The sequence below is a fragment of the Agrobacterium rosae genome, from assembly GCF_002915175.1.
In the GTDB taxonomy this organism is placed as follows: domain Bacteria; phylum Pseudomonadota; class Alphaproteobacteria; order Rhizobiales; family Rhizobiaceae; genus Agrobacterium; species Agrobacterium rosae.
In genome coordinates, this window is the sequence record NZ_NXEJ01000002.1 from 609340 (window position 1) to 616571 (window position 7232).

General features: G+C 53.4%; 8 protein-coding genes and 1 pseudogene. 5 read left to right on the forward strand and 4 right to left on the reverse strand.

The genetic code is table 11. From position 1 onward, the window contains the following. Window positions 1–70: 70 nt before the first annotated feature. The 3 genes from CPJ18_RS05690 to trxB all read right to left on the reverse strand — a co-directional run bounded on the left by CPJ18_RS05690 (window position 71) and on the right by trxB (window position 2846). Window positions 71–361, reverse strand: a complete 291-nt coding sequence (locus CPJ18_RS05690; protein WP_077106246.1) for an ArsR/SmtB family transcription factor — start codon at window positions 359–361, stop codon at window positions 71–73. Between the two features lie 590 nt (window positions 362–951). Further along, entirely contained in the window at window positions 952–1848 is an 897-nt protein-coding gene (locus CPJ18_RS05695) for a LysR family transcriptional regulator VtlR (RefSeq protein WP_077106295.1), read from the reverse strand. A gap of 23 nt (window positions 1849–1871) precedes the next feature. Beyond that, window positions 1872–2846 carry a thioredoxin-disulfide reductase gene (gene trxB / locus CPJ18_RS05700; RefSeq protein WP_103584404.1) on the reverse strand — a complete coding sequence of 325 codons (975 nt, stop codon included), beginning with the start codon at window positions 2844–2846 and terminating at the stop codon, window positions 1872–1874. Window positions 2847–3089: 243 nt separating this feature from the next. Here trxB and CPJ18_RS05705 point away from each other — a divergent pair, with 243 nt between their 5' ends. The 5 genes from CPJ18_RS05705 (at window position 3090) to CPJ18_RS05725 (ending at window position 6816) form a co-directional block, all read left to right on the forward strand. After that, window positions 3090–3557, forward strand: coding sequence for an Lrp/AsnC family transcriptional regulator (locus tag CPJ18_RS05705; RefSeq protein ID WP_077117607.1), 468 nt, complete (start codon window positions 3090–3092; stop codon window positions 3555–3557). Window positions 3558–3605: 48 nt separating this feature from the next. After that, complete coding sequence (locus CPJ18_RS05710) at window positions 3606–4331, forward strand: glycosyltransferase family 2 protein (protein ID WP_103657320.1); 726 nt, start codon at window positions 3606–3608, stop codon at window positions 4329–4331. 33 nt (window positions 4332–4364) lie between these two features. Next, window positions 4365–5117, forward strand: coding sequence for a glycosyltransferase family 25 protein (locus tag CPJ18_RS05715; protein ID WP_103657321.1), 753 nt, complete (start codon window positions 4365–4367; stop codon window positions 5115–5117). 60 nt (window positions 5118–5177) lie between these two features. Continuing rightward, the gene (locus CPJ18_RS05720) at window positions 5178–6047 is read left to right on the forward strand and encodes an alpha-1,2-fucosyltransferase (protein ID WP_103657322.1); all 870 of its coding nucleotides are present in this window, start codon (window positions 5178–5180) and stop codon (window positions 6045–6047) included. A gap of 148 nt (window positions 6048–6195) precedes the next feature. After that, window positions 6196–6816, forward strand: a complete 621-nt coding sequence (locus CPJ18_RS05725; RefSeq protein WP_146258651.1) for a hypothetical protein — start codon at window positions 6196–6198, stop codon at window positions 6814–6816. A 21-nt stretch (window positions 6817–6837) separates the two neighbouring features. Here the strand turns inward: CPJ18_RS05725 and CPJ18_RS05730 are convergent. Next, window positions 6838–7158 (reverse strand): annotated as a pseudogene (locus tag CPJ18_RS05730) (DUF268 domain-containing protein); the annotation flags it as partial. Window positions 7159–7232 lie beyond the last annotated feature (74 nt).

The window sequence follows — 7232 nt, forward strand, 5'->3', positions numbered from 1 at the left end:
GCTTGGGAGGCGCTTATTTTACATCCAAGCATTGGCCCGAAAACCGCGTCACACTTTTCGGGCCAATGCTCTAAAGCTTCTGGTTCAGATAGGCGAGAAACGCCGCGATATTGTCCTCGTCGCGCTCGTAGAAATTCCATTGCCCGACCTTTCGCGACCGTACCAGGCCCGCAGCCTGCAACGCGGCGAGGTGGGAAGATACCGTCGATTGGGAAAGGCCGCTGATCTCGAACTGATGCGCACACACACCCATGGTGAACGGGTGTGCCTGATTGAAATGCTGGTCCGGCTCTTTCAGCCATTCCAGAAATTTCAACCGCACCGGATGAGCAATGGCCTTCAGGGCGTCTTCGTGGTTCATGTCGTTTCCGTATATCTGTCCGTACCGATATTTATATCGACAATTATCGATATCAAGGGGAGGAGCAAATTTTGATTGTGCCATTGGCAAAAAAAAGGCCGCTGGATTTCTCCGCGGCCTGACAGTTTTGAAGGTCGAAACCTCCAGAGGGGAACAGCTGACCGACGCAAAAGCATCGGCACCAGCTATCTTCAATATGGAAATCTAGGCCGCTCTTAACAAGGGCGTTTTGTTTAATAAACGTCCGGTCGTAGAAAAAATATTGCGGGCAAAAAAAGAGGGCCACCGGATTGCTCCAGGGCCCTTATAAGTGTGAAGGTTATAAAAACCTCCAGAGGGGAACAGCTGACGCGGCGGAACTGGGAGGAAAAGCCGCCGTGTGCATCAGCTGTGTGCGATATGTTGCTTTTTTGGGCAGCAAACAACTCTTTTTTGTGCAGGCCAGCCATGCGTCCGGTGCATCGCTATGATTTGCAGTCATATTTATTTCGCAAATCTTCCTACCGCCACGCGAATCGTACACACATGCTGCTTTAGCTAAGTTGTTGTTGCAGTTTATATGTTAGTGGATTTTTCCACGGCGTATGAAATCAGAAATTCCAGTTACGCGCTTTTGCGACCACGAAGTCCCGGAAAACTTTCAGCTTCGCAGCATTCTTCAACTCGTCGGGATAGCAAAAATAAGTATCGAACGAGGGAATATCTGCGGGCAGGGACAGCTGTATGAGGCCCGGGTCGCGACCAACAATGTAGTCAGGCAGACAGGCGATGCCGATTCCCAGCAGGCAGGCCCGCTTGATGGAGGTCTGGCTGTTGATCTGCAGATGTGCGGTGCGTGTGTTATCGGACGAGCGTCCGGCGTTTTCCAGCCAGTTCACATCGAGAAGATAATTGGGCGCGGGCTCGCCAAACGAGATGACCTTGTGGTTATCCAGGTCCTCGATCGACTGCGGCTCCCCGTAACGATTGATATAAGACGGGGCGGCATAGACGTGCATGTGCACGGTGAACAGCTTGCGCTGGATGAGATCCGATTGTTGCGGCTGGCGCAGACGGATGGCGCAATCCGCATGGCGCATGTTCACGTCGATTTCCTCATTATCGAGAATGAGCTGGATCGACATGTCGGGGTAAAGCTGGAGGAACTCCTGCACCTTGTCCGTCAGCCAGCCTTGGCCGAGGCCGACGGTGGTGGTGACGCGCAGCTTGCCGCTTGGCTTTTCCGTCGTTTCCGTCAACTGCATCTTGACGGTTTCGAGCTTCAGCAAAACGTCGTGCGCTGTTCTGTACAGCAACTCGCCCTGTTCGGTCAGGATGAGGCCGCGCGCATGGCGGTGGAACAGCTTGACGCCGACATCCTGCTCCAGCGCGCTGACCTGGCGGCTGATGGCCGACTGGGACAAATGCAGCTTATCTGCAGCGTGGGTGAAGGAACCAGCTTCGGCAGCCGCATGAAAGATGCGCAGTTTGTCCCAGTCCAATGGCAGAGGCATGCGGTGTTTAGCCCTTCTTATTCAGCGGCAATGGCAAGCGGGGCTTGCGCTGCGAGAAAACGTTCCACCTCAAGGGCGGCCATGCAACCCATGCCGGCGGCAGTTATGGCCTGCCTGTATGTATCATCCGTCACATCGCCTGCCGCAAAAATTCCCTCGACATCGGTTGCCGTCGAATCGGGTGCAGTCCACATATAGCCGTTCGGCTTCAGCTTTACCTTGTCTTTAAACAGTTCCACCGCTGGCGCATGGCCGATGGCCACGAAGACACCGTGGATTGGCATGTCTGTGATCTCACCGGTATTCGTGTTGCGGATTTTCGCACCGGTGACTGAAGGCGGCATGGGGTGCTTGGCAGGTGTGCCGGTAATCTCGGCGATTTCGCTGTTCCAGATAATGTTGACATTGTCCTTCGCGAAAATACGTTCCTGAAGGATCTTTTCGGAGCGGAAGCTGTCACGACGGTGCACGACCGTAACCGACTTGGCGATGTTGGAGAGGTAAAGCGCTTCTTCCACCGCCGAATTGCCGCCGCCAACGACGATCACGTCTCTGTTGCGATAGAAAAAGCCATCGCATGTCGCGCAGGCAGAAACGCCGAAGCCCTGGAACTGCTGCTCGCTCTCTATGCCCAGCCACTTGGCTTTCGCGCCCGTGCATATGATCAATGTATCCGCAGTCCAGACCGCGCCGGAATCGGTTTTGACGGTGAAGGGCCGCCGCGTCGTCTCGACCTCAGTCACCAGATCATTGACGATTTCAGCGCCGACATGGGTTGCCTGCTTCAGCATCTGGTCCATAAGAAATGGCCCCTGAATGGGGTCGGCATAACCAGGGTAGTTTTCCACATCGGTGGTGATCATCAGCTGGCCGCCCTGTTCCATGCCGGCAATGAGAACGGGCTCCAGCATGGCGCGCGCCGCATAAATCGCGGCGGTGTAGCCGGCGGGGCCGGAGCCGATGATCAGGACCTTGGTATGGCGGGCAGACATGGAACGTTCCTTTCAAACAGGGGCTGCCAGACATCCGAGCCCAACATACTGGCTCCATCACGATGCGCCCCTTCACTGCCAAGTATTTAAGAGTGTCCAGAGACGATATTCAAGGGCAGCCTTGCATTACCAACAGGGCATAAGGCCATGTACACGTAATTTTGTGTCGCGGCGCGGCAGGATTATTGCGAATCCAGTCGTGAAGAGTAGAAGGAAGCATCAAACTGAACAAGGAAGAGCAGAGTGGCCAGCGTTGACCTCGATGCCATCGATCTAAAAATACTGCGTGAACTGCAGCGCGACGGACGGATGACCAATGTCGATCTCGCCGACCGCGTCGGCATCTCCGCGCCCCCCTGCCTGCGGCGCGTGCGCAAGCTGGAAGAGGCCGGCATCATCGAAGGCTATCACGCCATGCTGAATGCCCCAAAGCTCGGCTTCGACCTCGTGGCCTTCTGCATGGTGGGGCTGAAGCGCCAGTCCGAAACCAACCTGAAAGCCTTCGCCGCCGCCACAGACCGCTGGCCCCTGGTGCGCCAAGCCTGGATGGTCTCCGGCGACAGCGATTTCCTGCTGCACTGCGTCGCCGAAAACCTGACGCAGTTCCAGGACTTCGTCATCGAAGTGCTGACGGCGGATGAGCACGTGGATACCGTGCGCACGATGCTGACAATCAGGCAGGTGAAGCGGGCAGGGCTGGTTGGGGTTTAATAGACGTCCCTTATTCTATTCATTGATTTTCAGTTGCCGGGAAAAAATATGGACCTCGACATCACCATCGTAGCAGGCCGCCGCCCTGAGCTTTTGCAGCGGACGCTAGAAAGCTTTTCTCAAAACGCATTCAAATTTCACAACGTCGTCAACGTCTACGCCAATATCGATCCCATTTTTGGCACGGAAGAAGATGAAGCGCATTGCATCGCTCTGCTTCACCAGCACTTCGCGTCACCCGTCATCTACACACCAGAAGCCGCAGGCTTCGGTGCTGCCGTTAAGCGACTATGGCAGGGTACGACTGCCGACTACGTCTTCCATCTGGAGGATGATTGGATTGCCCTCGACACGCTGGACGAGCGGGTACACGCCAATTTCAGCGATACCGTGAAGCAAGTGTCTTTCCACAGCGCCAGCCAAAATTGGGACATCAAGAAAAGAGGACATCTGCACCGCGGAAAGCGGTATTGGAAGTTCGCCGGAATAAGAGTGCCGCGAAGCTCCTTCACCAAATTCACCACGTCGCCTTCCGTCATTGACGGCACAGTCGCACGCCGAAGCGCAGAATTGATGAACCCGGCCTTCGACCCCGAAAAGCAGTTCTATTCAAACGTGAACAAGTCGCTGGAGACCTACATCGCCAGCTTCGACAACTACATCTTTTCTCCCGCCGGTATTCCCGTGGTAGAAGACACCGGCCGCGACTGGCGCGACCAGCGCGGCATTCAGAAAAAGATCATCAATGCTGCGAGTTCTTGGGTGAGTGAGTAGCTGAAAACGCCGAAGCGATCATAGAAGTACAGAATGGCACAGCTTGATATAGTCGTTGTAAATCTGGCGCGCTCCGTTGAGCGCAGAACAGCCATGACGGCGCTTTTGGACCCGCTTGGGCTGCCCTACAGCTTTTTCGAAGCCGTGGATGGAAAAGCCGGGAAACATCCCCTGTTTGATCGCTTCGATCCGCGTATGGCTGAGATTCGTCGCGGATTTACGCTGACCCCTGGTGAACTGGGATGTTACGCAAGCCATTACCTGCTGTGGGAACGTTGCGTCACTGAAAACCGATCGCTTCTGATTTTCGAAGACGATGTCGCATTGAACGACAACTTTCTTGCCGCTTATCAAGCCGCCCTAGAGAGTATCGACAAGTATGGGCTCCTGCGCTTCTCCGGGCACAAGGTGCGCCCTTGGACGCAAATCCAGACTGTCGCAGAGGGTCTCGATATTGTTCGCCTGAAGATTGGGCCGCACGGGACGTCGTGTTATGCGATCTCCCCGATTGCCGCGAAAAAGCTGATAGATTCCGCCCGAGTCTGGTTCGAGCCTGTGGACTGCCATCTGGATCGTTTTTGGACGCACCATGTCAATTGTTTCGGGTTTTCGCCATGGCCAGTTATCCATGCGGCGGAAACGGCGGAGCAATCTGAAATATGGCAGGGCGCTCAGCGGGATAAAAAATCCAGACGTTTTCGAAAATTGCGCGCCTTGTATCGTGCAGGAGACGATATCGGTCGATTTTTCTCCAATTTGAGGTATTTGGGACGATGGAACGACTGAGACCTAGCGTCAGGGTCAGTTCCTATAGATGCTTGTGACAACCAAACAAAAGAGCGACCCGTGATCATTACCCGTATTGTTGGCGGCCTTGGCAATCAGATGTTTCAATACGCGGCCGGTCGCGCCCTCTCACTCGCCAGCGGGCAGCCGCTAAAGCTCGATTTGACGGAAATGAATCGCGACAGGCTCCGCGCGCTGCAACTCGACCAGTTCAACATCAAGGGTGATATCGCAAGTTTAGATGAAGTTCCCGCCAGACAACGCAACAGTGTCTTCGGTCGGATCGTGACATCCGTGAAAAACCGAAGCCGCGTTCCGCAAAGGGTGGAAAAGTCGGCGCAGTTTGATCCAGCGATCTTGCTCATTCGCGAGCCAGTTCATCTTTCCGGATACTGGCAAACGGAAAAATACTTTGCAGATTATGCTGATATTATCCGTGCGGATTTTTCTTTAAAACAGCCTTACAGCGCGGAACGCCAGAAAACGCTGACACTGATCGCCGAGGCGCAGTCTGCGGTATCAGTCCATGTCAGGCGCGGCGATTACGTAACAAACCCGACGGCCAACTCCATCCACGGCACCTGCGAACCTGAATGGTACGCGGCAGCGATGCAGAACATTGCATCAAAAATAAAGGACGCCACCTTCTTTGTTTTTTCCGACGACCCACAATGGGCGCGGCAAAATCTGGCAACTATCGGCAAAATGACATTCATCGAGCCTCAGTCGGATGGCCGAGACGGCGAGGACATGCACCTCATGGCCGCATGCCACTCCCACATCATTGCCAACAGCACATTCAGCTGGTGGGGTGCGTGGCTTAATCCGCGTGCGGATAAGCGTGTTATTGCGCCAGCAAGGTGGTTTCGGTCACAGGCGCATGATAATCGGGATTTGGTGCCGAGCGTGTGGGAAAGATTGGCTATATAACATCTGGCCCATTTACCGATGTTGTTCAGTCTTAGTCTTTTTGTGAAGGAATGCTGCCATAACAGTCTACGTCTTTGGCGATAGTCACTCCGCCTATTGTTTCGAGTGTCTAGCGGAAGCCAAAATATACTGGCTCGGGCCGATCACGATGCATCGACTGGCACGTGATGGAATTGCATTTGTTGGTCAGCTGGTGCCGCGTTTCGAAGATGGAGACGTTGCTTTATTTATGGTCGGCGAAATTGATGTCAGGTGCCACCTGATCCCAGTATCTGAAACGTCAAAAAGACCGATCAAAGATGTGGCAGAAGAGTTGGCCGCAGGCTTCATATCCAAACTCATCTTACTTCAAAGAGATCAGCCGCAAATCAAAGTCGTTGTCGCACAGCCGCCATTTCCGACTGACCGGAGACCGAATGGCGAGCTTCCTTTCAGGGGCAGTATTTCTGATCGTATCCACTCGCATAGGCTGTTGAGTGATGGCTTGGATCGGTTGTGTCGGACATCAGGGATGCATTTTTTACGCATGCCATTAAAATATAAAGATAAAAACGGGACGTTGAGAAGGAAATATTCCGACGATGGTGTGCATATCATGCCTTGCGAAGGGGAAGCGGTCATAGAAGCCCTTGGGAAGTTAACCTCAAAAAAATTATCCTTCAAAAGAAAGCTGCTTACTATCATAAAACGACGCTGGAACTATGCGTGGGGCGGGACGCTACGCCGCCAGGGACTACCGGAAATCAGACCAGTTGATTTACCAAAATAGCCCAAAAAGAGACGTTCTGTGCTAGCCTCCGGCTTGTGAATTGGTCTTTCTAAGAGTGTATATCCCGCATCCATATCTTACTTTCGCGGCATCGCCGTCGACAGTCTCTCCTAATTTTAGATCACCCAAATCATCCACGTAATCAAAACGCTCTAGTGTCATGTTTAACTTTATACTGTCGTAATTGAGCAGGCTCGTTGCGTGAAATACACGATGGGCGTTGAAATGAACCTGATCGGTTCTACCAATTGGAAAACTGATATAGAGGATTCCATTATTTTTTAGCATTCTAACCAGATTGGAAATGCCTCTTTCATGCCCCGCCACATCAATTGGATCGCCATAGCGCCCTAGGACGCGGACTCATTATATGAAGCGATCCATATTCTTACCGCTGCAAGCTTGAGTGCTGCGAG